The organism is Neoluteolibacter marinus (assembly GCF_014904755.1).
Lineage (GTDB): Bacteria > Verrucomicrobiota > Verrucomicrobiia > Verrucomicrobiales > Akkermansiaceae > Haloferula > Haloferula marina.
The window spans coordinates 1-298 of the sequence record NZ_JACZFQ010000331.1; the positions used below are offsets into that span (position 1 = coordinate 1).

General features: G+C 69.8%; 1 protein-coding gene. It reads left to right on the forward strand.

Features of this window, described 5'->3' with window-relative positions; translation table 11 throughout:
- A partial coding sequence (locus IG178_RS25125) for a proline dehydrogenase family protein (RefSeq protein WP_193215288.1) occupies positions 1–298 on the forward strand: 298 nt, incomplete at both ends.

Genomic DNA, 298 nt, shown 5'->3' on the forward strand with positions numbered 1-298 from the left:
CGATGCCCCGGCCGGGACCAAGTTCATCAACCTGGACATGGAGGTCTACTCGGACCTGCACCTGACCACCCAGGTCTTCACGACGCTGCTCTCGCGCCCCGAGCTGAAGAGCCTGGAAGCGGGCATCGTCGTGCAGGCCTACCTGCCCGATGCCTTGGGCGCGGTGCAGCACCTGTCCGAGTGGGGCGAGCGGCGCGTGGCCGAGGGCGGCGCGCAGATCAAGGTCCGCCTGGTCAAGGGCGCCAACCTGCCCATGGAGCGCGTGGACGCCGAGGTGCACGACTGGCCGCTGGCCGTC